General features: G+C 60.7%; 21 protein-coding genes, 3 tRNA genes and 1 pseudogene. 14 read left to right on the plus strand and 11 right to left on the minus strand.

What is annotated here, in order from left to right; translation table 11 throughout:
* Window positions 1-396: 396 nt before the first annotated feature.
* A complete protein-coding gene (locus HU811_RS11160; protein ID WP_186655865.1) occupies window positions 397-762 on the plus strand; it encodes a DUF6124 family protein in 366 nt (121 codons plus the stop codon).
* Between the two features lie 84 nt (window positions 763-846).
* On the opposite strand, the gene HU811_RS11165 is transcribed toward HU811_RS11160, so the two are convergent.
* The 4 genes from HU811_RS11165 to HU811_RS11180 form a co-directional block, all read right to left on the minus strand.
* Window positions 847-2,193 carry a sigma-54-dependent transcriptional regulator gene (locus HU811_RS11165; protein ID WP_186655867.1) on the minus strand — a complete coding sequence of 449 codons (1,347 nt, stop codon included), beginning with the start codon at window positions 2,191-2,193 and terminating at the stop codon, window positions 847-849.
* Window positions 2,190-3,782 carry a two-component system sensor histidine kinase NtrB gene (locus HU811_RS11170; RefSeq protein WP_092459819.1) on the minus strand — a complete coding sequence of 531 codons (1,593 nt, stop codon included), beginning with the start codon at window positions 3,780-3,782 and terminating at the stop codon, window positions 2,190-2,192. Before HU811_RS11170 ends, HU811_RS11165 begins: the two co-directional genes overlap by 4 nt.
* Window positions 3,772-4,005, minus strand: a complete 234-nt coding sequence (locus tag HU811_RS11175; protein WP_186655870.1) for a PP0621 family protein — start codon at window positions 4,003-4,005, stop codon at window positions 3,772-3,774. Before HU811_RS11175 ends, HU811_RS11170 begins: the two co-directional genes overlap by 11 nt.
* Window positions 4,006-4,129: 124 nt before the next feature.
* Entirely contained in the window at window positions 4,130-5,146 is a 1,017-nt protein-coding gene (locus HU811_RS11180) for an outer membrane protein assembly factor BamD (RefSeq protein ID WP_092402985.1), read from the minus strand.
* Between the two features lie 151 nt (window positions 5,147-5,297).
* Here HU811_RS11180 and rluD point away from each other — a divergent pair, with 151 nt between their 5' ends.
* The 6 genes from rluD (at window position 5,298) to HU811_RS11210 (ending at window position 10,343) form a co-directional block, all read left to right on the plus strand.
* Window positions 5,298-6,260 carry a 23S rRNA pseudouridine(1911/1915/1917) synthase RluD gene (rluD, locus tag HU811_RS11185; RefSeq protein ID WP_092402987.1) on the plus strand — a complete coding sequence of 321 codons (963 nt, stop codon included), beginning with the start codon at window positions 5,298-5,300 and terminating at the stop codon, window positions 6,258-6,260.
* Window positions 6,257-6,982 (plus strand): peptidoglycan editing factor PgeF, encoded by a 726-nt coding sequence (gene pgeF / locus HU811_RS11190; RefSeq protein WP_186655873.1) that lies wholly within the window; start codon window positions 6,257-6,259, stop codon window positions 6,980-6,982. Before rluD ends, pgeF begins: the two co-directional genes overlap by 4 nt.
* A 130-nt stretch (window positions 6,983-7,112) precedes the next feature.
* Window positions 7,113-9,677, plus strand: coding sequence for an ATP-dependent chaperone ClpB (gene clpB, locus HU811_RS11195; protein WP_047229871.1), 2,565 nt, complete (start codon window positions 7,113-7,115; stop codon window positions 9,675-9,677).
* 425 nt (window positions 9,678-10,102) lie between these two features.
* A tRNA-Asn gene (locus HU811_RS11200) sits at window positions 10,103-10,178 on the plus strand.
* A 7-nt stretch (window positions 10,179-10,185) separates the two neighbouring features.
* Window positions 10,186-10,262 (plus strand) — tRNA-Pro (locus HU811_RS11205).
* A gap of 5 nt (window positions 10,263-10,267) precedes the next feature.
* Window positions 10,268-10,343, plus strand: a tRNA-Lys gene (locus HU811_RS11210).
* 126 nt (window positions 10,344-10,469) lie between these two features.
* On the opposite strand, the gene HU811_RS11215 is transcribed toward HU811_RS11210, so the two are convergent.
* Window positions 10,470-11,405 (minus strand): LysR family transcriptional regulator, encoded by a 936-nt coding sequence (locus HU811_RS11215; RefSeq protein WP_092457535.1) that lies wholly within the window; start codon window positions 11,403-11,405, stop codon window positions 10,470-10,472.
* A gap of 171 nt (window positions 11,406-11,576) precedes the next feature.
* Here HU811_RS11215 and HU811_RS11220 point away from each other — a divergent pair, with 171 nt between their 5' ends.
* Genes HU811_RS11220 through HU811_RS11245 form a run of 6 tightly spaced genes read left to right on the plus strand, consistent with a single transcriptional unit; the run spans window position 11,577 to window position 18,484 of the window.
* Window positions 11,577-12,194 (plus strand): thermostable hemolysin, encoded by a 618-nt coding sequence (locus tag HU811_RS11220; protein WP_092393285.1) that lies wholly within the window; start codon window positions 11,577-11,579, stop codon window positions 12,192-12,194.
* Complete coding sequence (locus HU811_RS11225; protein ID WP_186655875.1) at window positions 12,191-13,756, plus strand: AMP-binding protein; 1,566 nt, start codon at window positions 12,191-12,193, stop codon at window positions 13,754-13,756. Before HU811_RS11220 ends, HU811_RS11225 begins: the two co-directional genes overlap by 4 nt.
* Window positions 13,731-14,612 (plus strand): TauD/TfdA family dioxygenase, encoded by an 882-nt coding sequence (locus HU811_RS11230; RefSeq protein ID WP_092393279.1) that lies wholly within the window; start codon window positions 13,731-13,733, stop codon window positions 14,610-14,612. Before HU811_RS11225 ends, HU811_RS11230 begins: the two co-directional genes overlap by 26 nt.
* A gap of 8 nt (window positions 14,613-14,620) precedes the next feature.
* On the plus strand, window positions 14,621-15,748 hold the full coding sequence (locus HU811_RS11235) for an aminotransferase class III-fold pyridoxal phosphate-dependent enzyme (protein ID WP_186655877.1): 1,128 nt from the start codon (window positions 14,621-14,623) through the stop codon (window positions 15,746-15,748).
* Window positions 15,726-17,066 (plus strand): aspartate aminotransferase family protein, encoded by a 1,341-nt coding sequence (locus HU811_RS11240; protein WP_186655879.1) that lies wholly within the window; start codon window positions 15,726-15,728, stop codon window positions 17,064-17,066. Before HU811_RS11235 ends, HU811_RS11240 begins: the two co-directional genes overlap by 23 nt.
* Window positions 17,063-18,484, plus strand: coding sequence for an amidase (locus HU811_RS11245; protein WP_186655881.1), 1,422 nt, complete (start codon window positions 17,063-17,065; stop codon window positions 18,482-18,484). The genes HU811_RS11240 and HU811_RS11245 overlap by 4 nt, the downstream gene beginning before the upstream one ends.
* A gap of 6 nt (window positions 18,485-18,490) precedes the next feature.
* On the opposite strand, the gene HU811_RS11250 is transcribed toward HU811_RS11245, so the two are convergent.
* The 6 genes from HU811_RS11250 to HU811_RS11275 form a co-directional block, all read right to left on the minus strand.
* On the minus strand, window positions 18,491-19,402 hold the full coding sequence (locus tag HU811_RS11250; protein WP_186655883.1) for a DMT family transporter: 912 nt from the start codon (window positions 19,400-19,402) through the stop codon (window positions 18,491-18,493).
* A 112-nt stretch (window positions 19,403-19,514) separates the two neighbouring features.
* Entirely contained in the window at window positions 19,515-20,702 is a 1,188-nt protein-coding gene (locus HU811_RS11255; RefSeq protein ID WP_092457520.1) for a cyanate transporter, read from the minus strand.
* A 249-nt stretch (window positions 20,703-20,951) separates the two neighbouring features.
* The gene (copD, locus tag HU811_RS11260) at window positions 20,952-21,881 is read right to left on the minus strand and encodes a copper homeostasis membrane protein CopD (protein ID WP_225248420.1); all 930 of its coding nucleotides are present in this window, start codon (window positions 21,879-21,881) and stop codon (window positions 20,952-20,954) included.
* Between the two features lies 1 nt (window position 21,882).
* Window positions 21,883-22,269, minus strand: coding sequence for a copper homeostasis periplasmic binding protein CopC (gene copC, locus HU811_RS11265; protein WP_186655884.1), 387 nt, complete (start codon window positions 22,267-22,269; stop codon window positions 21,883-21,885).
* 59 nt (window positions 22,270-22,328) lie between these two features.
* Complete coding sequence (locus HU811_RS11270) at window positions 22,329-23,249, minus strand: copper resistance protein B (RefSeq protein ID WP_186655885.1); 921 nt, start codon at window positions 23,247-23,249, stop codon at window positions 22,329-22,331.
* Between the two features lie 10 nt (window positions 23,250-23,259).
* Entirely contained in the window at window positions 23,260-24,993 is a 1,734-nt protein-coding gene (locus HU811_RS11275) for a copper resistance system multicopper oxidase (RefSeq protein WP_186655887.1), read from the minus strand.
* Window positions 24,994-25,079: 86 nt separating this feature from the next.
* Between HU811_RS11275 and HU811_RS27420 the strand changes: the two are divergent.
* Window positions 25,080-25,262: pseudogene (locus tag HU811_RS27420) on the plus strand (hypothetical protein); the annotation flags it as partial.

Consider the following 25,262-nt stretch of genomic DNA (forward strand, 5'->3'; position numbering starts at 1 on the left):
GGGCGGAACCCTAAGTGGCCGTTACCGCAGAAACGGATATACACACTCACGAAGGCAGCCTGACAGCCAACCAGAATTTGTGGGAAGGGTCGGACAAAGCCCCTAATTCGAGCCGAATTTTCCGACGAGTTCCGGCGGTTGCCGGGTGGGAAGAACTCTGGCTAACCTTTTTCCCGTCGCTGCCAATTCAGCGTCCGGGCGTCGCGGCCCGCTAACTTGGTGCATAATTCCAGCCATCGACGGTGCTTCGGCATTGTTGTTGTCATGGCTGGCTGTGCGTGGGATACCTTCGGGTATGCCGGAGGCTCCAAGTTCGGTCCGCGAACCTGCGTACAGCTGCCACCTCCAATCGCGTCGCGGCGATCGGTGGCAGCTCCAAAAACTTGGAGATGCACGATGATCAAAGTCACACCCAATCCCCCCGAAACCGATCCCTCGTCAGCCCATGGCGGGCTCAATTCTCAAAAACTCGATGAAGCCGCCCAACGCGCCCTCGACTATTACCTAGCCCCAAAGCCCGAAGCCAAAAAGAAACCACCCTCAAACCAGCTATTCACCGTCGTGGAAGGCATCGACACCGAATGCCTGCTCGCCAACCTCAGCGAAACCCTGGCCTCAGCCAACGCAACCGTCAGCGACCTGGCCTTCGAACTCGAAGGCTCGCGACGGCATGTTGCTTTGGGAGTGCAACAACTGATTGAGCTGAGTGAGTTATTGGCCAATCGCGTGCTGGACGAGCAGGTACCCGTGGCGAAGGGCTAGAAAAGCAGCCAAGGCGAACACAGAACCTGTGGCGAGGGAGCAGCTCCCTCGCCACAGGGGCAGCGTGGGCTTGAAAGCCGGGGCTCAATCCAACCCCAACTTCTTCAAGCGATACCGCATCGACCGAAACGACAACTTCAACCGCTGCGCCGCCGCCGTGCGGTTCCAGCGGGTTTCCTCCAAAGCCTGGAGGATGAGTTTGCGTTCGACGTCCTCTAGATAGTCTTCCAGGTTATCGACCCGCATCAGGTCGGGGCTGCCGGCGTCGGTGGTGCTAGTGCCCTCGGCCAAACGCAGGTCATGGGCTTCGATCAACTGGTGCTCGCAAAGGGTGTAGGCGCGTTCGAGCATGTTTTCCAGCTCCCGAACATTGCCCGGGAAGCGGTAGTTTCGAAGGGCGTCCAGAGCTTGCGGATGGAGCTTAACCGCGGGGCTGCCGGTATTGGCGGCCAGGCGCTGGAGGGTGTGATTGGCGAGTGGTTCGATGTCCTCGCGGCGTTCGCGCAGCGGCGGGACGCGCAGTTCGATGACGTTGAGTCGATAGTACAGGTCCTGGCGAAAGCGCCCGGCGCTGACTTCGGCGTCCAGATCCTTATGGGTGGCGCAAAGAATTCGTACATCCACCACCTCTTCCTGCTGACCGCCAACGGCCCGCACGGCCTTTTCCTGGATGGCCCGCAGCAATTTGACTTGCATCGCCAGGGGCAGGTCGGCCACTTCATCAAGGAACAAGGTCCCGCCATGGGCGGCCTGGAACAGTCCGGGTTTGTCTTCGATGGCGCCGCTGAAGCTGCCTTTTCGATGGCCGAAAAACTCGCTTTCCATCAGCTCCGTGGGAATCGCCCCACAGTTGACCGGCACAAAACGCTGGGCGGAACGCGGGCCTTGCTCATGGATCAACCGGGCGACCAGCTCTTTGCCGCAACCCGATTCCCCGCTGATGTAGACCGGCGCCTGACTGCGAGCGAGTTTTTCGATCTGTTTGCGGACGTTGTGCATCGGCGGGGAGTCGCCCAGCAGACAGCGCTCGATGGACGTCGCCGGGATGGCGACCGACGGTAGGCGTAACGCGCTGGTGACCAGCTCGCGCAGCCGACCCAGGTCGACCGGTTTGGTCAGAAAGTCGAAGGCGCCGGCCTTGAGGGCGTCGATGGCGGTTTCCAGGCTCCCGTAGGCGGTGATCATTGCCACGGGCAGTTGCGGGTAGCGTTGCTGGATATGTTGCACCAGTTCCAGGCCAGTGCCGTCGGGCAGGCGCATGTCGGTCAGGCACAGGTCAAAGGTGTCTTCAGCCAGCAGGGCTTGGGCCTGGGCAAGGTTCTCGGCGCTGCGGGTGTCGAGTTTCATCCGGCCCAGAGTAATGTCCAGGAGTTCGCGGATGTCCGGTTCGTCATCGACGATCAGGATTCGTTGCCGTGAGCGTGTAGTCAAATCTGTTTCCGTCCGTGAGCAAAAGTGATGCGAAAGCAGCCGCCGCCTTGGCGTGGTTTGAAGTCTAGGCGGGCCTGGTTGCTTTCGCACAGCTCACGGGACAGATAGAGCCCAAGGCCGGTGCCCTGGCTGCTGGTAGTGAAAAAGGGTTCGAACAAATGCGCTTGTTGGTCCGGCGTCACGCCGGGGCCGTTGTCGATAATGTCCAGCGTGGACAGCTGGCTGTGGGGATCAATGAACAGCTTGAGCCAGACCTCGGCCTCTTCATGGGCCATCGCGCTGTGACGCCAGGCGTTGCGCAGCAGGTTGTCGAGCACCTGGGTCAACTGATCGGGGTCCATCAGCGTGATGTAGTCGCCCGGGTCGATGCTCAGGTGCAAGTGCTGATGCCCAGCCGCGTTTTCCCGAGCTTGTCGGACGAACTGGTCGAGCCAGATCCGTAGATCCAGGCGTTGCGGCGTGGTTTGCTGGCGACGAGACAGTTGCAGGACGTTTTCAATGACGCGGTTCATTCGTTGGGAGTGATCCTGGATGATCTGCGTCAGACGCCGATCCGCGTCGTTCAGTTCCTCGGACTCGCGCAGCAATTGCGCCGCATGGCTGATTGCCCCCAACGGATTGCGGATTTCATGGGCGATACCGGCGGTGAGGCGCCCCAGGGAGGCGAGTTTCAGCTGCTGGGCGTGCTGGGCCACTTGGGCCAAGTCTTCGAGGAAGACCAGGATCTGATGCTGATCGTGATGTCCCAGCGCAATGAAACTCGGTTGCAAGGTAAGGCCGGTGCCGTTAATCGTCAGGCTTTGCGGGCGCAGGCTGGGGTTGTTCAACCACAGTTGCAGGCGCTCCACCAGGGCGCCAGAGCAATCGTCGAGCCGCTGGCCGACCAGATCGTGCATGCCCAACAGATTCAACGCGCTTTCATTGGCCAATTGCACCCGGCGCTGGCGATCGAGCACCAGGATGCCGGTGCGCATGCGTTGCAGGATGAGTGCGTTGAGCGCCTCCAGGCCAACCACTTCGCTGGCCCGTTGTTCGGCCAGGATTTCACTGGCTTCCAGGCGTCGGGTCAGGCCTTGCACCAGCAGCGCGGCGGCAAAACACAAGGCTCCCAGGGTGCCGGCCTGCAGATAACTGCTGGGACGGCTCGAATCGCTGAGGTCGAGGAAGAAGCTTGATCCGACGATGCCCAGCGTGGCGACAGCGGCAATCAACAGGCCAATTCGGCCTCGCAACAGCGTATTGCCGATGGCCACCGAGACGATGAGCAGGTTACCGATGGCGCTGGGGGCGCCGCCGGCCGCGTAGAACAGCCACGACAACAACAGCACGTCGGTCAGAGCCAGGCCGAACAGCCGGGCTGGGCGGCGGGTATTTTCAAGAAACACCACCAGCAGGATATTCAGCACCAGGTACAACCAGCTGCCGCTGCGCAGCAAATCGTTGTTGGCGAACTCCAGCAAGCGGTTGTCCATGTTGCTGGAGATCAGCAGCACCAAGGTGATGCCGATGCTTAGACGGTACAGGTGATAGAGACGCAGCAGGCGCTGCGCCTGTTTGACGCGAGGACTTGAGGCTTGCTCAGCGGTCACGAGTGCCCGGGCCTTGCTCGAGGTGAGCCTGGCTGCAATACCACTGTTGTTCGAGGGCCAGAGCCCGATCTCGCGGCAGGTGCACGCCGCAATGGGCGCAACGGACCATGGGCGGTGCGTCCTGTTCCCGAGGGGAAGTCGGCGCGGCAGAGGTCCCCTTGAACTTGCGCCACAACCATATCGCGGCGGCAATCAGGGCGATCCAGAACAGTAAACGAAGCATGATGGGCGGCTTTTTGGCTAATGATCAGGCAGTTTAGCCAAGGACAGGAACGGCGCACAGCGCTATAAAATCCAGGCACAAAAAAGGGAGACCCGCGGGTCTCCCTTTTTACGGGTGCCTGGCCTCAGTCGAACAGACCAAAGGTCATGTAGCTGAACCAGGAGCGATCGCTGGATTCGTTCTCGGGCTCTTCTTCCTCGATCACGTCGCCATCGGCGTCCTTGGGCTTGAGCTCGTTGGGAATGGCTTCCTTGGCATCCTGGAACTGACGCTGCACGTCCTGGTTGGCGCGGGTTTCGCCCGGCGGCAGGGGAGGACGGGATTCGATCAGGCCCAGGGTCGCCTTGCTCAGCCACGAACGGTTGTCGGCTTCGGCAACACGCGGGGTGAACTGACCATCCTCCAGGGACGGGTGATCCGGGTAGTTCAGCTTGAGGGTTTCCAGGCTGGTGGCCGCCAGATCGTCCAGGTGCAGGCGCTGGTAAGCCTCGGTCATCACCGCCAGGCCGTCGCCCACCGATGGGGTTTCCTGGAAGTTTTCCACCACGTAGCGGCCACGGTTGGCAGCGGCGACGTAGGCCTGACGGGTCAGGTAGTAGTCAGCTACGTGAATTTCGTAGGCCGCCAGCAGGTTACGCAGGTAGATCATGCGCTGCTTGGCGTCCGGCGAATAACGGCTGTTGGGGAAGCGGCTGGTCAGCTGGGCGAACTCGTTGTAGGAGTCGCGCGCGGCGCCCGGGTCCCGCTTGGTCATGTCCAGCGGCAGGAAGCGCGCCAGCAGGCCGACGTCCTGGTCGAAGGAAGTCAGGCCCTTGAGGTAGTAAGCGTAATCGACGTTCGGGTGCTGCGGGTGCAGACGAATGAAGCGCTCGGCGGCAGATTTCGCAGCTTCCGGCTCGGCGTTCTTGTAGTTGGCGTAGATCAGCTCCAGCTGGGCCTGATCGGCATAGCGACCAAACGGATACCGCGACTCCAGGGCCTTGAGCTTGGCCGTGGCGCTGGTATAGCTGTTGTTGTCCAGGTCGGTCTGCGCCTGTTGGTACAGTTCGACTTCGCTCAGGTTTTCGTCTACGACTTCCTTCGACGAGCAAGCAGCAGTCAATGCGAGGATGGCGATCAGCAGCAGGTGTTTCACTTGCATGGCGGCTTGCGTCCCTATGACGGCCGCTGTCTTGGGCGGGGCCGTCCTGTTATGATGAGCGCCCCGTTGAGAAGCCTCGGGGCAAAAGACGCCGTATTTAACCACAAGCGCGCAGCCGAAACCAAAGGCTGTGCCGACGCCTAGTCCGAGCATGTCCGATAAAATAGAACTTCGCGCAGAGGTGCCGTCCGAATTGGGCGGCCAACGCCTCGATCAAGTCGCCGCACAACTCTTCGCCGAGCACTCGCGCTCGCGCCTTTCCGCCTGGATCAAGGACGGCCGCCTGACTGTGGATGGGGCGGTGATCCGCCCGCGCGACATCGTCCATGGCGGCGCCATCCTCGAACTGACTGCCGAACAGGAGGCCCAGGGAGAATGGGTCGCCCAGGACATTGCCCTGGACATCGTCTATGAAGACGACGACATCCTGGTGATCAACAAGCCTGCGGGCCTGGTGGTGCATCCGGCCGCCGGTCATGCCGATGGCACCCTGCTCAACGCCTTGCTGCACCACGTGCCGGACATCGTCAACGTGCCCCGTGCCGGTATCGTGCACCGCCTGGACAAGGACACCACCGGTCTGATGGTGGTGGCCAAGACCATTCAGGCGCAGACACAACTGGTCACACAGCTGCAAAGCCGCAGCGTCAGCCGCATTTATGAGTGCATCGTGATCGGCGTGGTCACCGCCGGTGGCAAGATCAACGCCCCCATTGGCCGTCACGGCCAGCAGCGCCAGCGTATGGCCGTGATGGAAGGCGGCAAGCAGGCGGTCAGCCACTATCGCGTGCTGGAGCGTTTCCGTTCCCACACGCACGTGCGGGTCAAGCTGGAAACCGGCCGTACCCACCAGATCCGCGTGCACATGGCCCACATCAACTTCCCGTTGGTGGGCGACCCGGCTTACGGCGGTCGCTTCCGCATTCCACCGGCTGCCAGCCAGACCATGGTCGAATCGCTGAAGAGTTTCCCGCGCCAGGCGCTGCATGCGCGTTTCCTGGAACTGGATCATCCGACTACCGGCAAGCGCATGAGCTGGGAATCGCCGCTGCCGGATGATTTTGTCTGGCTGCTGACGTTGCTCAAGCAAGACCGCGAGGCGTTCATCGGATGAGTGACTGGCTGATACCCGACTGGCCCGCGCCGGCCTGGGTAAAGGCCTGCGTCACCACCCGTACCGGCGGCGTCAGTCTGACGCCGTTCGACAGCCTCAACCTGGGCGACCATGTGGGCGATGAGCCTGCGGCCGTCGCTGAGAACCGTCGCCGCCTCACCGATCGATTGGCCATCCGTCCGGCCTGGTTGCAGCAGGTCCACGGTATTACCGTGGTCGAGGCTGATCCGGCTCAGGTGGCCACCGCCGATGCCTGCTGGACCGCCACACCGGGTATCGCCTGTACGGCGATGACGGCGGACTGCCTGCCGGTGCTGTTCTGCAACCGTGCCGGCACCCGCGTCGCGGCAGCCCATGCCGGTTGGCGCGGGCTGGCGAACGGTGTGCTGGAAGCTACGCTGGACAGTCTGGAAGTGCCCGCCGATGAAATCCTCGCCTGGCTCGGCCCGGCTATCGGTCCGCAAGCCTTCGAAGTCGGGCCCGAGGTGCGGGAAGCTTTCGTCGCGCAGTTGCCACAGGCGGCGCAAGCCTTCGTCCCCAGCCACAACGCCGGCAAGTTGCTGGCCGACATCTATGCCCTGGCACGTCTGCGGTTGGCGGCGCGCGGTGTTACGGCGGTCTATGGGGGCGGCCAGTGCACGGTGACCGACCCACGGTTCTTTTCCTACCGACGCAACCCGCGTACCGGTCGCTTCGCCTCCCTGATCTGGCTCGAACGCTAGACTTCTCTGATCTGTATCAATAGCGCACTGCTTGAATCTTCCAGAATCGTCCACATCTATAGCGGTATCTGGCAGGTTTCTTCATTCAGGATGTTTTTCAGGTCCGGCCTGCTCAAAAGGAAGGTGACCCATGCGTATTGACCGTTTAACCAGTAAGTTGCAATTGGCCCTGTCCGATGCCCAGTCGTTGGCCGTCGGCCTGGACCATCCCGGCATCGAGCCGGCGCATCTGATGCAAGCCATGCTCGAGCAGCAGGGCGGCTCCATCAAGCCACTGCTGATGCAGGTGGGCTTTGACGTGAGCAGCCTGCGTAAAGAGCTGGCTAAAGAACTCGACCAGCTACCCAAGATCCAGAATCCGACAGGGGACGTGAACATGTCCCAGGATCTGGCGCGACTGCTCAACCAGGCCGACCGCCTGGCCCAGCAAAAGGGTGATCAGTTCATCTCCAGTGAGCTGGTGCTGCTCGCCGCCATGGATGAGAACAGCAAGCTGGGCAAGCTGTTGCTCGGCCAGGGCGTGAGCAAGAAAGCCCTGGAGAATGCCATCAACAACCTGCGTGGCGGCGAAGCGGTAAACGACGCCAACCACGAGGAGTCTCGCCAGGCGCTGGACAAATACACCGTCGACCTGACCAAGCGTGCCGAGGAAGGCAAACTTGACCCGGTGATCGGCCGTGACGACGAAATCCGCCGCACAATCCAGGTGCTGCAACGCCGCACCAAGAACAACCCGGTGCTGATTGGTGAGCCTGGCGTGGGTAAAACCGCCATCGCCGAAGGCCTGGCCCAGCGCATCATCAATGGCGAAGTGCCGGATGGCCTCAAGGGCAAGCGACTGTTGTCCCTGGACATGGGTTCGCTGATCGCCGGTGCCAAGTACCGTGGCGAGTTCGAAGAGCGGCTCAAAGCCTTGCTCAATGAATTGTCCAAGCAGGAAGGGCAGATCATTCTGTTCATCGACGAATTGCACACCATGGTCGGCGCGGGCAAGGGCGAAGGTTCGATGGACGCCGGCAACATGCTCAAGCCTGCGCTGGCCCGTGGCGAGTTGCACTGCGTCGGCGCGACAACGCTCAACGAGTACCGCCAATACATAGAGAAGGACGCGGCGCTGGAGCGGCGTTTCCAGAAAGTGCTGGTGGAGGAGCCGAGTGAAGAAGACACCATCGCCATCCTGCGCGGCCTTAAAGAACGCTATGAAGTTCACCACAAGGTGGCGATTACCGATGGCGCGATCATCGCGGCGGCCAAGCTCAGCCACCGCTACATCACGGATCGACAGTTGCCGGACAAGGCCATCGATCTGATCGACGAAGCCGCCAGCCGCATTCGCATGGAAATCGACTCCAAGCCGGAAGTGCTGGATCGGCTGGAGCGGCGCCTGATTCAACTCAAGGTCGAATCCCAGGCCTTGAAAAAAGAAAGCGACGAAGCGGCGAAGAAACGCCTGGAAAGGTTGCAGGAAGAGATCGTTCGCCATGAGCGCGAATATTCCGATCTCGAGGAGATCTGGAATTCGGAGAAAGCTGAAGTCCAGGGCTCGGCGCAGATCCAGCAAAAGATCGAACAGTCCCGTCAGGAACTGGAAGCGGCCCGCCGTAAAGGCGACCTCAACCGCATGGCCGAGCTGCAGTATGGGGTGATCCCGGATCTGGAGCGCAGCCTGCAAATGGTCGACCAGCACGGCAAGAGCGAAAACCAGTTGCTGCGCAGCAAGGTCACCGAAGAAGAAATTGCCGAAGTGGTGTCCAAGTGGACCGGCATTCCGGTGTCGAAGATGCTCGAAGGCGAGCGTGACAAACTGCTGAAGATGGAAAGCCTGCTGCACCAGCGCGTGATTGGTCAGGAAGAGGCGGTGGTGGCAGTGTCCAACGCCGTGCGCCGGTCTCGAGCCGGGCTGTCGGATCCTAACCGGCCGAGTGGCTCGTTCATGTTCCTCGGCCCGACCGGTGTCGGTAAAACCGAGCTGTGCAAGGCGCTGGCCGAGTTTCTCTTCGACACCGAAGAGGCCATGGTACGCATCGACATGTCGGAGTTCATGGAGAAACATTCCGTGGCGCGGCTGATCGGCGCACCACCGGGCTATGTCGGCTACGAAGAGGGCGGTTACCTGACCGAGGCTGTGCGACGCAAGCCGTACTCGGTGATCCTGCTCGATGAAGTCGAGAAGGCCCACCCGGATGTGTTCAACATCCTGCTGCAAGTGCTGGAGGATGGTCGTCTGACCGACAGCCACGGACGCACGGTGGACTTTCGCAATACCGTGATCGTGATGACCTCCAACCTGGGCTCGGCGCAGATCCAGGAATTGGTCGGTGATCGTGAGGCGCAACGCGCGGCGGTGATGGATGCAATCTCCACTCATTTCCGGCCGGAGTTCATCAACCGGGTGGACGAAGTGGTGATCTTCGAGCCGCTGGCCCGTGATCAGATCGCTGGCATCACCGAGATCCAGCTCGGTCGCCTGCGCAGCCGTCTCACCGAGCGCGAGCTGAAGCTGCAATTGAGTGACGAGGCGCTGGATAAGCTGATCGCCGTGGGTTACGACCCGGTCTATGGCGCGCGGCCGCTGAAACGGGCGATCCAGCGCTGGATCGAGAACCCGCTGGCACAGTTGATCCTCTCTGGTCGCTTCATGCCAGGCGAAACCGTCACAGGCACCGTGGAGAACGACGAAATCGTTTTCAACTGAGGCGATTGTCTGGTCTTTTGTGGTGAGGGAGCTTGCTCCCGCTGGAGGGCGAAGCACTCCTCGTTTTTTGAGGGCTGTCACGCGACCCAGCGGGAGCAAGCTCCCTCGCTACGACCGTCGATCTTTCTTGATTTATCGGTGTTCGCTTCCAAGCGCCATTTTTTTCATCAGGCCGTTGAACTCAAAGGAAAAGGCTTGTAAAGTGCGCCCCGCAGTACGTCACCCCCAAGGGCCACTTCTCTGTGAGAAGGAACCCAAAATAAGTTGCAAATCATTGTCTTGAAAGCAATTTAAGGGGTTGACAGAGGTTTTTAAGATTGTAGAATAGCGCGCCTCAGACACACGAACGCAGCGATGCGCAAGGGTAGAAGAGGTTGAAGCTGGCTTCAACGTAGCAGCTTAAAGTAGTAACTTGAAATATCAGTTCCGTGATAGCTCAGTCGGTAGAGCAAATGACTGTTAATCATTGGGTCCCAGGTTCGAGTCCTGGTCACGGAGCCATTTCAATCGGGGTATAGCGCAGTCCGGTAGCGCGCCTGCTTTGGGAGCAGGATGTCAGGAGTTCGAATCCCCTTACCCCGACCATTTTTGGGTCGTTAGCTCAGTTGGTAGAGCAGTTGGCTTTTAACCAATTGGTCGTAGGTTCGAATCCCACACGACCCACCATTTTTTGCAGTTTTAAAAGTCTGGAAGGCCCACGAAAGTGAGGATTTCCGGATTTTTTTTTGCCTGTAGAAAATCGCAGCTCGACCACGGGAACCACCCGATGATCCGAGTGGTTCCCTGGGCTTGTTAAAGCAGGCCGTCCTCGGCGCATACCTTCACGATCTGTTCGCGAAACCAGATGTTGGCGTTGTCCTGGCCGGGTTTCTCGCTCCACATCATTTCCAGCGTAAAGTTCGGTAAGCCCGCTGGCGGTCTGCGCTGGCTGTATTTGCCTTCATCGCAGGTCAGCGCCTGGATACGCCGAGGCAGGGTCAGGATGAAGTCGGTCCCCGGAATCATATTCAGTGCTGCCACGTAGCTGTTGGCCCGGGCGACAATCTGTCGGCTGTAGCCTTGCCGGGCGAGCCAGCCGTCCACCATGTTGGTGTCGGAGGTCCAGGGCGTCGGAAAAACATGCTGGCAGGCGACGAATGCCTCCAGATCAAATTCCTCCCTGGGCAGTGAAAAGTCTTTATCGACCACGCAAACCAGTTCATCTTCCAGTAATACTTGCGAGCGCAATCCCTTCGCGCCGCGATGAAAGTTGGGGCCGAAACAAACAACCAAATCGAATCGACCGTCCATCAATTCATCAACCGGAATGTCTTTGTGGAATTTCGTGATGTTAACGATGACGGGGAAGCGGCTGCCAATGAATCGTTTGACTAATTGGGGGAGTATGAGAAGTTCGAAATACTCCGGGGCGCAAATATTGAATGTTATTTCTTTCTGGGTCGGGTCGAATGTTTGAATGCCGGAATGGCATATATTGATGGTTTTGAGAATATTGAGTACGTGGCTGTACATGGCCGTGGCTTTATTTGTTGGCCGCATGCCACTACGGGTATTGATGAACAGTTCATCTTCGAAACTTGTGCGCAGCTTTTTCAGGCAGTAGCTCACGGTTGACTGGCTCACACAAAGGGTCTCGGACACCTCGGTGACGCTGCTTTGCTCGTACACCGCGACAAACACCATCAGGTCCTGCATGTCCAGCTTTCTAAGCAAATTACTATTGAGCATAAGATCCTTCTCGGCGCAATCCATCGGCTAGCGTCCCTTGTTTTTATGACAAAGGGGTTTATTTATATATTAGCGGAAGGCATTTATTTTTTAAATGGCTTGTGGGAATTTTCTTAAATATGCTCGCCTCGCTTTTTATAGAAATCCTGCACAAGGACGGAGGAGGACGATATGCAAATTCGCGTCGCAGAAACTAAGACAGCGTTATGGGTGCAAGCCACTGAAGTAGTAAAAGAGAAATTCCGCCGTTCTTATTCGGCTTCGGTTGAGCCGAATCCACAATACTTTGCGGTCACCCAGGATCCGTCAGACCGTATTCTTGCCTGTGCCGGTATTACATTCGCGGACCACCGCACACTGTTTTCCGAGCAATACCTGGCGCAGCCGATAGAAGTGATTTTGTCCCAGCGTCTGGAGAAAACGATCGACCGCTCAAACATTGTCGAGATCGGCAACCTGATCTCCCATCACCTGACGGCCGGCATGATTCTGGTCAACATGATTCCCCTGTTGTCCTGGTGCATGGGTGGGCATTACTTGTTGTGTACGGTGACGCCCCGCGTTCGGCAAATGATGGAAAGTTGCCAGATCGATTTCGAGCCGTTGCTGACAGCAGACCCTGCGCGCCTGGGCGAGGAGGGGGGTAAGAACTGGGGGACTTATTACTCCAAATTGCCGGTCACCGGGTTCATCCGGGTAGACCCGCAGCGCTCGCGTTTCGCGGCCATGACGCTCAACACCTCGTTCACCCAACTGCCTGGCGATTCACTGGCGAGGGCGCAGCCATGAGCGGCGGATTTATCCATCACTTGAAAAGCGCGTTGCAAGACAATCGCCAGGCTGTCTGCGCGGTGGACTGGTCGGCGTCGGGCGGCGAGCCGGTGGCGTTGACCTATGGCGAGCTGGAACATCGTGCCCTCAATCTGGCCGCCGAACTGCAACGGCGTTTTCCCAGCCCGGCCCATGGCGATCATGTGGTTTTGGGAATTGCCACGCGTAACAGCAGCGACTGGCTGGTGGCCGATCTTGCTTGCCTGTTTGCCGGGATTACCGCGTTACCGTTGCCATTGGCTTTCAGCCAGGCTCAGGCGGAGCATCTGGCCGAGCGTTGCGACGGGTTTGTAGTGGATGCCGCCGGGCAGCGGACACTGGCGCAGCGTTGGAAGTTGAATTTCCCTGAAAGCCGTTTGCGCCACATCAGCGAGCCGGTCATCGAACAGCCTTTATTGCATACGCCCGACGGTGATGAAGACTGGATCTGCAAAATCATTCACACCTCGGGCACGACCAGTCGGCCGAAGGGCGTGCAGTTGAGCACCCAGGCGGTCGGCGCCGTGCTGGCATCGCTGCGTCAACGTATGCCCGCCGATGCTCATCGCCGTTACCTGTCGCTGGTGCCCTTGAGTTTGCTGCTTGAACAGGTGACTGCCGCCTATCTGCCGTTGCTGGCGGGCGGAACCGTGCATTTCTTGCCACCGAACGAAGCATTGCTCGGCGAGCCTGGGGCTTCGCCACAGCGTCTGGTCGAGTGGATCCTGCAGGTCCAGCCAACGGCCCTGACAGTGCCGCCGGTGATGGTCAACCGCTTCCTGGAACAAATGGACGAGGGAGGCGAGCAGGGCGAGCGACTGGCGCGCTATCTCCAATCCGGTGCGCATATTACCTGCGGCGGTGCAGCGGTCAGCATCGATGTGCTGCGCGGACTGGAAGAACGGGGCATTGCTGTGTACCAAGGCTACGGCCTGTCCGAGAACGCCTCGGTGGTCAGCATGAATACCTTCGAACAGCAGCGTCTGGGCAGCGTGGGGAAACCCTTGCCTCATGTCCAGGTGCGTATCGGCGCCGACCAGACCATTGAGGTCAAGAGCAGCTCACTGTTCAGCGGCTATTCCGGCACAGACCCCAGCGCCTGCTCCATGTCCGGCGATGGCTGGATGGACACCGGAGACCTGGGAATGCTGGACGACGATGGCTACCTCTACGTGCACGGGCGCAAGAAGAACGTGATCTGCCTGCCCAACGGGCGCAACGTCAGCCCCGAACAGGTTGAGCTGGAGTATCGCAAATACCCCGGCGTCAACGATGCGGCGGTGTTTTTCGATGAACGCCACGGCTTGGTGGCGTTGCTGTGTGTCGAGTCGGCCCCCGCGCGCGATGAGCTGGTGGCCTGGTCCGCCCGGCGTTTTTCCGACATCGAAAGACCCAGCCGACTCTGGTTGTTGACCCAGGACGACCCGTTGATCGAGCAGCTTTACACCGTTACCGGCCGGCCAAAACGCGCCGACATCGCCACTGTTTTTTCCACTCTGCAAGGGACTGCATCCAATGACCACACCTGCCTTTCACTTTGAAACCGCGGACATCTCCATCGTCGAGCCGCACCACTTCGCCAGCCTGGGCAAGAGCGAGCTGTATGAGCTGCTGGGCCATTACGGGGTCGTGCTGTTTCGTAACTGTATCCACAGCGCCGAAGATTTCAGCGCCTACGTCAAGCAAAACAGTTCGCGGCTGAGCCTGGATCCGGCCCGCGTCATGGTGGGCGGCGCGGCACAGTTGGTGGACGCGGGACATCAGGCGGTTGGCCTGCACTGCGAAAACGGTAACTCACCGTTCTGGCCGGACATGACCTGGTTCTATTGCCAGGAAGCACCACGCAAGGGGTCGCAAACCACGTTGTGTGACGGTGAGAAGGTGTTGGCGAAACTGTCCCCAGCCTGCCGCAGTTTTTTTGAAGAAAACCCTATCCGCTACAGCCGTACCGTTGCGGGGGAAAAGTGGCGTCGCCTGGTTTGCCACTATTCGCCAGCGTTGTCGGACCCGGCGGCCGTCGAAATCGAGGACCTGTGGCAAATCATCGGGGAGGACCCGCAGACGGTCATTTCCTTCAACCCCGCCGATGACTCCATTCACTACGCCTTCAGCACCTCGGCGATCCTCACGTCGGCGTTCAGCCAGCGGCCGGCGTTTGCCAACAGCATTCTGGGACCTTCCTTCAACTACGAAGCTCCGGTGATCGACACCGTGGGCGGGCAGCCGATCCCCGCCGGGTTTCTGCTGGAAATTGCCGAAGTGTCCGCCCAGTACACCTGCCCGGTGGGTTGGCGCGATCACGACGTGGTGATGATCGACAACCGCCGGGTCATGCACGGTCGGGAAACCATCGTCGATGAACGTCGACGCATCTTCAACGCCTTGAGCTATCGCTGAGACTCATCATGAAGAACAACAACAAATACATTGTCAGCGGACAGTACGAGACCTACCTCGACGGCGATGGCCGGCAGATTATCGACCTGAGCGGCGGGTTCGGTTTCCAGGTGCCGCCGGTGATCGAGGCGGTCAGCCGCCAAGCGGACATCATGGGCTTATCCAACCGGGTATTGATGTCCGAACCGCTGATTGCTTTGTGCCGACGCCTGGCCGAGCTGCTGCCCGCGCCGCTCGTCAGCTCTTATGTGTGCAGTTCCGGGGATGAGGCGTTCGAGGGCGCATTGAAGTTGTGCAAAGGCCTCAAGCCCAAGGGCAACACCATCGTGTTCATCCAGGGTGGTGATTATGGCGCGTTGACCTATGGACGTTGCCTCAGCGCCGCGCAAGATGATCTGGCCGTACAGAATTTTCTAGGGTTCAAGCGAGTGGCGATTCGGCATTTGGCTGACCTGGACACGGTGGACTGGAGTGATTGTTTCGCGGTGTGCCACAGCAACACCCGCGTGGATGCCAACGGCCGATTGCAACTGCTCGATGCTGCATTGCTCGAGCAATTGCATGCCCGCGCAGCACAGGCTTGCGCGCCGGTCATCGCGGTCGACACCCACAGTTGCCTCGGTAGCCTGGGTTCGCTGTTCGGTTTCCAGCGTTATCGTCCTGTCCCGGACATTGTCGTGCTTGGGGGGCCACTGGGAGGCAGCGCGATCCCCATCGGCACCTATACCTGCAGCGAGCGCATGGCCTGGCAGGTCTATGGGCGCAGCAGTCCGGCCAAACACGGCAGCACCACCGCCGGCAACCCGATGGCCTGTGTAGCGGCGTTGGCCGCCCTGGATTACGTGCAGGCCCACGATTCGTCTCGGCATTGTCTGGAGAACGGTCAGCGATTGGCGCAAACCCTGGCGCCATTCGGTGCAGTGGCCGTGGGTGGCTGGGTCAGCCTGCCGCTGGCCGGTGATCTGCAACCGTCCCTGCTGTGCGAAGCGCTTTACCAGCAAGGCGTTTATATCAGCCCACCCCGAGGCCGCGAATTGATCTTGCGCTGCCCGATCACTGCACGCCCCGAACAGATTCAACGTGCCGCCCACCTCATCAAGGAGACGCTAAGCCATGTCCTTACTCAGGCCGCATGAACAACTGCTGGATGATTGCCAGCGGCACTGGAGCGCATCGGCAGCCAAGCTGTATCGCCTGGGCAAGACCAGCGTCGAACAGCAGACCGATGGCATTCATGTTACCGATCACACCGGCAAGCGCTTCATTGACTGCGCGTGCAGCTACGGGGTGTTTATCGTCGGGCATCGCAACCCGACGGTGCGTGAACGGGTGCAGACGCAATTGAATCAGCTGGCCTGGGTCCCGGAAGGCCGGCGCCATCCGCTTCAAGACAAGCTGTCCGAGCGGCTTTGCCAATTGGTGCCAGGAGAATGGGGCGACGTGCAATTCATGGTCTCGGGCGCCGAGGCCGTCGAGCAGAGCCTGCGTTATGTGCTGCGGGTCCAGCCCCAGCGGCGCAGGATCGTCGTGATGAGCGGCTCTTATCATGGCAAGACTTTGGCGGCGATGAGCATTCTGGGCCAGCAACAGCACCACAGCAGTTATGGCATCGCTTGCCCCGAAGTGACCTGTGTCCCCTATGGCGATTTCGCCGCCCTGCAAAAGGCCGTGGGCGAGGGTGTCTGTGCGGTGTACGTCGAGCCGATTCTGGGTGGCGCTCATCTACAGGTGCCCCCGGTGGGCTACATGGCCAACCTTCGAGCCTTGTGCGACGCCACGGGCACGCTGCTGGTGGCGGATGAAATCCAGACCGGTTTCGGGCGCTGCGGAAAATGGTTCGCCGTACAATATGACGACGTGGTGCCTGACATCATGATCCTCTCCAAGGGCCTAACCGGCGGCTATACGTCGTTCGCCTGCGCCCTGTACAGCCGGCGCCTGGCCACCCAGTATCCACTCAGCGAAATCGAGCCCGACACGCGCACCAATGGCGGACATCCGCTAGCCTGCGCTTCGGCGCTGGCGGCCATCGATTACATCGAGCAACACAACCTGGTGGAGCTGTCGCGGGTCAACGGCGGGTTGCTGCGCCACGGTCTGCAACGACTGGCCTTGCGTTATCCGCACATCGTCGAGGATGTGCCGGGCGTCGGCCTGATGACGGGGCTGCGCCTGCGTGGTTCGGTCTATGAGGCCTTGATGAGCATGGAGCTGGGCAAGCGTGGCGTCCACGCCGGGCATTCCATGAATGAAAAGGCCGAACGCCCGGTGTTGCGTTTCTATCCGCCGCTGAATATCACGCCCGAAGCCTTGCAGCATGTCCTGGCGATGATTGAAGAGTCCCTGCAAGCCATCGATCGGCGCCCGGCGCTGGCGGTGAAAGCGTTTTCCCTGGTGGTGCGCAACATGTATCTGTTGCCCAACAAGTGGCTGCGCAGCAAGGAGCTGTCATGAACACGTTCAACCCCGATACGCTGACCCTGCGGGAAATGGCCGGTCTGCTGCGACGTGGTGTGCTGACCAGTGTCACGTTGCTGGAGTTTTACCTGCAACGCATCGCTGAGCGTAACCGGCACATCAACGCACTGATCCAACTGGCGCCAGTCGAGGAACTGCGGCGCCAGGCTCGCGAGGCTGACGAGATGGCGCGCGTTGGCCAAATCAGTGGCCCGCTGCATGGCATTCCCATCACCATCAAGGATGTCCTGCATGTGCGTGGTTTCAAGATGTCCCGCGGGCTGGGGGAGCTGTTGGGCGAACCCAGTGAGCAGGACGCAACGGCCGTTGCCCGGCTTCGGCAGGCCGGGGCGATCATCCTGGGCATCAGCAATGTGCCTGAGCTGTGCATGGCCTTCGAAACCGAAAACCTGGTCTACGGCCGGACCCTGAACCCCCACGACCTGCAACGCTCCGCCGGTGGCAGCAGCGGCGGTGAGGCAGCGGCAATCGCTGCCGGGTGTTCGCCGGCCGGGCTGGCGTCCGATGCCTGTGGCAGTGTGCGGATACCGGCGCACTTCAATGGTATCTGCGGCTTGAAACTGACCCAGGGGCGGGTGCCGCTGACCGGCCAGTTTCCCAATGACCGTTCCGGGCTGTTCCACATGACCTCAGCCTTTGGCGTGATGGGCCGCTATGTCGATGACCTGGCGCTGCTCGGCCAATTGATCAGCGGTGCCGACGGGCAGGATCCGGACACCGTCGATGTACCGTTCACCGCCAGCGAGCCGCTGGCCAACCTGCGGGTGGCGCTGTTCTCGGCGCCGAGCCGTCCGCCGGTCAGCGCGGCGGTGAGCCAGGTATTGCAGCACGTCGAACGGTGCCTGGGCCCGGTGGTGGCCGAGGTGAGCACGGTCGCGCCGCCGATGCTCGATGAGGCCTGTGATGTGCTGTGGCGGGTGTTCATCACCGGCGCTGACGCCGGTCGAGGTTGGCGGCAATTGTTCGAGTCCATGAACAAGCGACGTTTTACCCCGGCCATCGCTCAATTGCTGGACATGAGCGAGGCGGTGGAGTTGACCGTGGATGAAGTCAAACGCGACTGGATCATGATCGATACGTTTCGCTATGAGTTGGCGAAGTTCTTCAAGCAGCACGACCTGTTCATCTGTCCGGTATTTCCGGACGTCGCATTCCGTCACGGAGAGTCCCTGAAGGATCGCGACCAGTATGCCTTCGTGTTCCCGTTCAGCCTGAGCGGTTCCCCGGCAGTGGTGATCCGCGCCGGAACGGACTCGACTACCGGAATGCCCATCGGCATCCAGATTGTCGGGCCTCATTGGCAGGAAGAACGGTTGTTGGCGGTGGCTGCTTTTCTGGAGCGGGAGCTGGAGCGCTGGCGTCCGGTTACGCCCCGTCCAGCATCGACGTATTGACCGCCCTCAAGCCGTGACGGTTCTGGCGTTACGGCTGCTGACCACCAGTGCCAGCATGCCGATACCCACCAGGACAGCACCGAGGATCTCGATCATCAGCGGTTGCTGCCTGAGCCAGAACCAGTGCAGCACGGTCACGAATAGGGTGCTGAGGTAGACATAGGAAACCACCGTGGACGGCGCGATCACCCCAATGGCCCGGTGCAACAGCCAGAAAGTGGCGAGGGTGCCGAACACGGCCAGGTACATCAGCCAGCCGATGTCCAGCGTCGACAGCTGCAGAGCGCTGCGCCAGCCGCCGCTGAACAGGCAAAACACCAGCAGAAACAGCGCCCCGAACAGCATGTTCCAGAACGTCATCGTCACCGGGTCGCGGCCTTTCAGCGCGCGGGCCTTGAACCGTTGGCTGAGGGGGGAATACAACGCCATCGCCAGGCAACCGGCACCGAAAACCAGCACGGGATAGAGCGCCGGCAATTGTCCCGGGGCCGACCCCTTGAGGGTCAGCAACACCGCGCCGATCGCTGCGGTCGACATCGGCAGCAGGCGGGTCTTGAGGCTTGGGTTGGGCAGCAGAAATACCTCGAACAACAAGGTCATCAACGGCACCAGCGTATACAGCGTCGCAGTGTTGACCGCCGAGGTGTAGCGCAACGCTTCGAACAACGAACCAAAATACGTCGCCAGCAGAAGGCCCAGCACGGCATGGGCCAGCAGGCCTTTGCCGGAGACAGGCGTTGTGGTTTTCAGGAGCAGCAGCGGCAGGAACATCAGTGCCGAAAACAGCAGTCGCAACCCCGTGAGCAGGATCGGATCGATTGACTGACTGACCTGCGCCGCAGCAAAAAACGACGCTGCGATCAGTATCGCCCAGATGAGCATGCCCCAGTGAGCGGCTGCGAAACCGACGTTTTTCATCAAGGTTTTATTCCTGCTTTCAAATACCGGAACGTCATGAGGGACACATTGGCCGGCCGGCATGGTGAGTGTGAAAAACAGGGCCGCAGTCAACTGCAGCCCTATGACGCCGCTAGCTGATATGTCGCGCGTAGTGTTTGGGATTGAAGCGCAGGACCATCACGATCATCAGCGCCATGACCGCCGTGAGCGACCACCAGGCCCATTCGAAGCTGCCCAACTGATCGCGGATCATCCCGGCAATCAGCGGCGAGAGCCCGGCGATCAGGTAGCCGATGCCTTGCACGAATGCTGTCAGGCCACCGGCCCGACGCGGGTTGTCCAAGTGATCGAGGGACACGATCAGGCTCATCGGGAACAGGCCGCCAATGCCCAGCCCCAGCAGGCAAGGCCACAACAGGCTGAAGCGGTCCGGGCTGAGGATCAGGCCGCAGAAACCCGCGATGATCAGGGCCAGCAAAACGGCCAGGACCAGGCGCTTATCCTGGCTGCGGTTGGCAATCGCCGGGGTGACGAGGCCGGACAACACTTCCATCGCGGTGAGGAACCCCAGCAGCAGGCCGGCGTGCTGTTCGCTCCAGCCTTTTTCCACGTAATACGGCGCCAGCCACGCCAGCACGCAGGTGTAGGAGGCGGTGCCGAGGCCGAAGAAGATCGCCAGCAGCCAGGCTCGCGAGTTGCTGAAAAACGATTCCTGGCGCTGCGCCGGGGCTGCGGGCAAGGGCGTGACGGCCGCGCGCTGGGCGTACCAGCAGCCCAAGGCGATCAGCGCCAGCAGTGCCCAGATCGCCAGGCCGATACGCCAACTGCCGGTCTGCGCCAGGACGAACGGTGAAAATGACGCTGCAATCGCCGCGCCGCCCATGATGGACGTGACGTACAGGCCCATGAACAACGAGACATTGTCGGCGAAGCGCGATTTGATCAGTGCCGGCATCACGGCCTGGATCAGGGCGATGCCGATCCCCGCCAGCACCGCGCTGATAATCAGCTCGGCGGCGCTGTCCAGGTAAAGGCGCGATGCCGTGGCGATGCCGATGATCAGCAGCGACAGCACGATGGTGCGGTGCTCACCGATGCGCAGGGCAATGCGCATGCCCAAGAACATCGCCAGGCCCATGGCCATGACCGGCAGCATGGTCAGTAACGAAGCGGTGCTGAAACTCAGTGGCACCTCGCCGCGAATGGCTGATAACAACGGCCCGACCGCCGCCATAGAGGGGCGCAGGTTCAGTGCCACCAACACCACGCTGACCATCAGCCAGGCGGCGTGGGTGCTTGAAGTTCGAACGTTTTCCATAACAGAGCCTTGCTGGATAAAGCTCCATTTAGGCTGGGATGTGCGGGGCGGGGCAAACTGAAATCTGGTGGGGGGTATTTAAAAATCAGGTGGTTCACGAACCGGTCTGGTGAGTGCCCCTCTGGGGGAGCAAAGCGTGCTCGCGATGGCGGTGGATCAGCTTGCCTCCATATTGGATGTGAAGGCCTCTTCGCGAGCAAGCCCGCTCCCACAGGGCTGCGGGTTGATTGGAAAATCCCTGGCAGCCTGTCAGGAGTCCATCTGCGGACTCAACGTCCCGAGCCATGCCACCAACGCCAGTATTGCTACCGCCACGGACAACTCCAGAGCCATGCTGCGCCGCAGGGCATTGACCGCAACGCTGTGCTCCCCGGCCTGCCGAGCCTGTTCCAGCAACGGGCTCAGATGAAAACGGTTCAGCGCGGCGAACACCAGCATCGCCGCGAACAATACGACTTTCAGCGTCAGCAATTGACCATAGGTGCTATCCAGCAGCCCGTCGACGCGAGGACCGACGATGAACAGATAGTTCACCACCCCTGTCACACTGATCACCACCACAATCACCGCCCCGGCGGTTTCAAACCCGGTCAGGGTTCGCGCCAGGACCGGCAGCCGCTGTTCAGCCTGGCGAAGCAGCAGGGCAAACGCCGCCAGGGCGCCCACCCAGCCGCCTGCCGCCCACAGGTGCAGAAAATCGGTGATGAAGTGCCAGTTACGACGCACGCCCTCGTCCATGGCGCCATGCCCGGCCCAGGCCAGTGTCGCAAGGGCCACGGCGCCGCTCAGGGTGATCAGCCACAAGCTGGCGGCTGGTGAGCGTTGGTTCAGGGCCACCGCTATCGCTGCCAGCGACAGCGCCGCGATCCGAACGCTCCAACTCAAACCCACGTCGGTTTCCAACACCATCATTTCAATGTGCGGCAGCAACTCGCTCCAGTCGCTGACGCCGCTCATGGCCCAGGCCATGCACAGCATGGCGGCCACGGACAACAGCACGCCGAACAGCGCCGTGGTCAGTAGAAGTGCCCTGAAATGCAGCACCACGCCCGAGGTCCGCTCTGGGCCGCGCAAGCTATACAGGCCGAAAGCCGCCAGGCCGAACAACAACATCAAATCCAGATACAGGGCCAAGCGCAGAACAATGTTGAGCAGGTCGATGTTGATCGAGGCGCTCAATTCACTTCACCTTGAACGTGACATTGCCGGTGATCGGGTGAGTATCGGACGACACCGCGCGCCACTGGACCTGGTAGGTGCCGGTGGTGAGCGGAGCGTTCGGGGTAATGATCATGGTTTTGGGGTCATCGCTGCCGGAGACCTTGGCCTTCATGGGCATCGGCGAGTGCGCCGACATGCCGGGCATCCCGGTCATGAGCAGCTTGGCACCGGAGAATTTGCTCATCAGGTTTTCGGAAAAATGCAGTTCGATTTTTGCCGGCGCCGCACCTTCAGCGCCCTCGGCGGGCGTGGAGGAAAGCAGCTTTGGGTGCGCTTGAGCCAAGCCACTGATCAACAGGCCTGTGGACAATGCGACGGTGACTACAGCGGTTCTGATAAAGGACATGCAAGGACTCCTACAGCTCAGGTTTCTAGTTTTTTGGTTGATTGCGATGACAGACACTCTCAGAACCACATGCGCACGCCCAGCACCAGGCGTGCCTCGCTGCGGTCTTCACCTTCTTCCCGGGCGTAGTCGGCGGTGTTGCCGTAGACGCGGTTCCAGGTGACGCCAATGTACGGAGCGAACTCGCGGCGGATTTCGTAGCGCAGCCGCACACCCACCTCAGTGTCCGACAGCCCGGAGCCGACCCCTCGATCAGGATCGTTCTTGCCGTAGAAGTTGGCTTCGGCGGTGGGTTGCAGGATCAGACGATTGGTCAGCAGGATGTCGTAGTCGCCTTCCAGGCGCATCGCACTCTGACCGCCTTCACCGATGAACGCGGTGGCCTCGGCTTCGAAGTTATACAGCGCCATGCCCTGTACACCGAACGCGGCCCAGGTTTGCGGGGCGCCCGGCTTGAAATCCTGGCGCACGCCGGCGACCACGTCCCACCAGGGGCTGACCGCGTGCCCCCACAGGGCTTGGAGCTCGGCGTGCTCGGTCTTGCCGTTGGTGCGTTCGCCTTCGGAGCGCAGCCACAAGCGATCGATGTCGCCGCCGATCCAGCCAGAGGCGTCCCAGCTCAGGGCACTGCCATCATCGGCGTCCTGCCATTCAAGTTGGTCGATGAGCAACAATGAGTTGATCGCGCTGTCGTGCACCGCGTGACCGCCATGGTCTTCGTAGACGGCGGCGCGGTCGGCAGCGGTCAGTTCGGGGATCGGCGTGCGGCTGCTGGTCGGGGCCGATTGCATCGGTTCCATACCCTGCATCGGTTCCATACTCTGCATTGAGTCCATGCCTTGCATCTGGCTATGGTCCATCCCCTGCATCTGGCTGTGATCCATGCCTTGCATGTCGTCGCTCGCGGCCCAGGCCGAACCGGTGGCGCCCAGGGTGAGGCTGGCAAGAAGTGCCAAGGGGTAGTGAAAAACAGTGGTCATGGTCGGCTCCTCATTCCTGCACCCGAACTTCACGAAACATCCCCATCTCCATGTGGAACAGCAAGTGGCAGTGATAGGCCCAGCGTCCGAGGGCGTCGGCGGTGACCCGGTAACTGCGTCTGGAACCCGGCGGCACATCGATGGTGTGTTTACGCACCATGAACTGGCCATTCTCGTCTTCCAGATCGCTCCACATACCGTGCAGGTGGATGGGGTGAGTCATCATGGTGTCGTTGATCAGCACGATGCGCAGGCGCTCGCCGTACTTGAGCAGCAGCGGCGCGGCATCGGAGAACTTCACGCCGTTGAACGACCAGCTGAATTTCTCCATGTGGCCGGTCAGGTGCAGTTCGAGGGTGCGGCCCGGTTCACGCCCGTCGGGGTCGGGGAATGTGCTGCGCAGGTCCGAGTAGGTGAGGACCTTGCGACCGTTGTTGCGCAGGCCCATGCCCGGGTCGTCGAGCTTGGGGCTGACGCTCATGGCCTGCATGTCCACCAGCGGATTGTCGTTCTCGGAGTCTGGATGGGACAGCCCGTCGTCCATGCCTTGCACGGAGCTGTGGTCCATCCCCGCCATTTGACTGTGATCCATGCCCGCCATGCCCTGCATCGATCCATGATCCATACCGCCCATGCCCATGTCGTCCATGGTGACCAATGGCCGTGGATCCAGCGGCGGCACCGTTGCCGAGAGACCGGAACGGGTCGCCAGGGTGCCGCAGGCGTACCCGGTACGATCCATCGATTGGGCAAACAGCGTATAGGCTTCTTCGCTTGGCTCGACGATAACGTCATAGGTTTCGGCCACGGCGATGCGCAGCTCATCGACGCTCACCGGTTTGACGTACTGTCCGTCGGACGCCACCACGGTCATTTTCAGGCCGGGGATGCGCACGTCGAAGTAGGTCATGGAGGAGCCATTGATCAAGCGCAGGCGAAGGCGTTCGCCGGGTTTGAACAGACCGGTCCAGTTCATGTCCGGCGTCTGGCCGTTCATGAGGTAGGTGTAGGTGGCGCCACTGACGTCGGCCAGGTCGGTGGGGTTCATCTTCATTTCGGCCCACATCTTGCGATCGGCCACGGTGGCGGCCCAGCCGTTCTTGCCGACATCGTCAATGAAATCACCGACGGTGCGTTTGTTGTAGTTGTAGTAGTCCGATTGTTTCTTGAGCTTGCCGATGACATCGGCGGGGTCTTCGTCAGTCCAGTCGGTGAGCATCACCACGTAGTCGCGCTCGTACTCGAAGGGCTCGGGCTCCTTGGCGTCGATTACCAGTGGGCCGTAGACCCCGGATTGTTCCTGGAAGCCGGAATGACTGTGGTACCAGTAAGTACCGTTTTGCCGGACCTTGAACTGATAGACGTACATGCCATCGGGCTCGATGCCCTTGAAGCTCAGCCCCGGCACGCCGTCCATGTTGGCCGGCAGCAGAATGCCGTGCCAGTGGATGGAGGTTGGGTCTTTCAAACGGTTGCGTACCCGCAGGGTCACGGTGTCGCCTTCACGCCAGCGCAGCAGCGGGCCGGGGATGCCGCCGTTGATGGTCTGGGCGATGCGCGGATTGCCGGTGAAGTTGACCGGGCTTTCGCCGATGAACAGGTCGAACTCGGTGCCTGTCAGCACGTTGGGTTGGCCAGCACTGGTGACCGCCCAGACGGGCGCGCGCCACAAGCCCAGGCCACCCAGGATGCCGCCGGCAGTCAGGCCTTTTACGAAGGTTCGCCGGGAAGTATTTGATTGCATGCCGTTTGAAGTCCGTCAGTCGATTTGTAGCGAGCACAGGGTTGTCCGTGTGCAGGGTTGAAAGAAAGATGACACAGGTGGCAGCGGTGAGTGATTACATTTCAGTCAGGTTGAGTGAGGCGCTTATCCATCGGCGTGAACGGGCTTTTGTGGCGAGGGAGCTTGCTCCCGCCGGGTTGCGAAGCAGCCCCAAAAAAAGCTGGGTACAACACATCTGGCGGGTCAAGATGGCAGGTCTGGAGGGCCGCTACGCGCCCCAGCGGGAGCAA

Origin of the sequence: Pseudomonas tehranensis, assembly GCF_014268615.1 — a bacterium.
Lineage (GTDB): Bacteria > Pseudomonadota > Gammaproteobacteria > Pseudomonadales > Pseudomonadaceae > Aquipseudomonas > Aquipseudomonas tehranensis.

Bases quoted from the DNA above. Each gene is read 5' to 3' on its own strand.
- HU811_RS11180 (WP_092402985.1), bottom strand. From the start codon at position 5,146: ATGCAAGTGAAACACCTGCTGCTGATCGCCATCCTCGCATTGACTGCT.
- copC (WP_186655884.1), bottom strand. From the start codon at position 22,269: ATGTCCTTTATCAGAACCGCTGTAGTCACCGTCGCATTGTCCACAGGC.
- pgeF (WP_186655873.1), top strand. From the start codon at position 6,257: ATGAGTGACTGGCTGATACCCGACTGGCCCGCGCCGGCCTGGGTAAAG.
- HU811_RS11175 (WP_186655870.1), bottom strand. From the start codon at position 4,005: ATGCTTCGTTTACTGTTCTGGATCGCCCTGATTGCCGCCGCGATATGG.
- HU811_RS11255 (WP_092457520.1), bottom strand. From the start codon at position 20,702: ATGGAAAACGTTCGAACTTCAAGCACCCACGCCGCCTGGCTGATGGTC.
- clpB (WP_047229871.1), top strand. From the start codon at position 7,113: ATGCGTATTGACCGTTTAACCAGTAAGTTGCAATTGGCCCTGTCCGAT.
- HU811_RS11225 (WP_186655875.1), top strand. From the start codon at position 12,191: ATGAGCGGCGGATTTATCCATCACTTGAAAAGCGCGTTGCAAGACAAT.
- HU811_RS11250 (WP_186655883.1), bottom strand. From the start codon at position 19,402: ATGAAAAACGTCGGTTTCGCAGCCGCTCACTGGGGCATGCTCATCTGG.
- HU811_RS11230 (WP_092393279.1), top strand. From the start codon at position 13,731: ATGACCACACCTGCCTTTCACTTTGAAACCGCGGACATCTCCATCGTC.
- HU811_RS11220 (WP_092393285.1), top strand. From the start codon at position 11,577: ATGCAAATTCGCGTCGCAGAAACTAAGACAGCGTTATGGGTGCAAGCC.
- HU811_RS11275 (WP_186655887.1), bottom strand. From the start codon at position 24,993: ATGCAATCAAATACTTCCCGGCGAACCTTCGTAAAAGGCCTGACTGCC.
- HU811_RS11240 (WP_186655879.1), top strand. From the start codon at position 15,726: ATGTCCTTACTCAGGCCGCATGAACAACTGCTGGATGATTGCCAGCGG.
- HU811_RS11235 (WP_186655877.1), top strand. From the start codon at position 14,621: ATGAAGAACAACAACAAATACATTGTCAGCGGACAGTACGAGACCTAC.
- rluD (WP_092402987.1), top strand. From the start codon at position 5,298: ATGTCCGATAAAATAGAACTTCGCGCAGAGGTGCCGTCCGAATTGGGC.
- HU811_RS11270 (WP_186655885.1), bottom strand. From the start codon at position 23,249: ATGACCACTGTTTTTCACTACCCCTTGGCACTTCTTGCCAGCCTCACC.
- HU811_RS11160 (WP_186655865.1), top strand. From the start codon at position 397: ATGATCAAAGTCACACCCAATCCCCCCGAAACCGATCCCTCGTCAGCC.
- HU811_RS11215 (WP_092457535.1), bottom strand. From the start codon at position 11,405: ATGCTCAATAGTAATTTGCTTAGAAAGCTGGACATGCAGGACCTGATG.
- HU811_RS11245 (WP_186655881.1), top strand. From the start codon at position 17,063: ATGAACACGTTCAACCCCGATACGCTGACCCTGCGGGAAATGGCCGGT.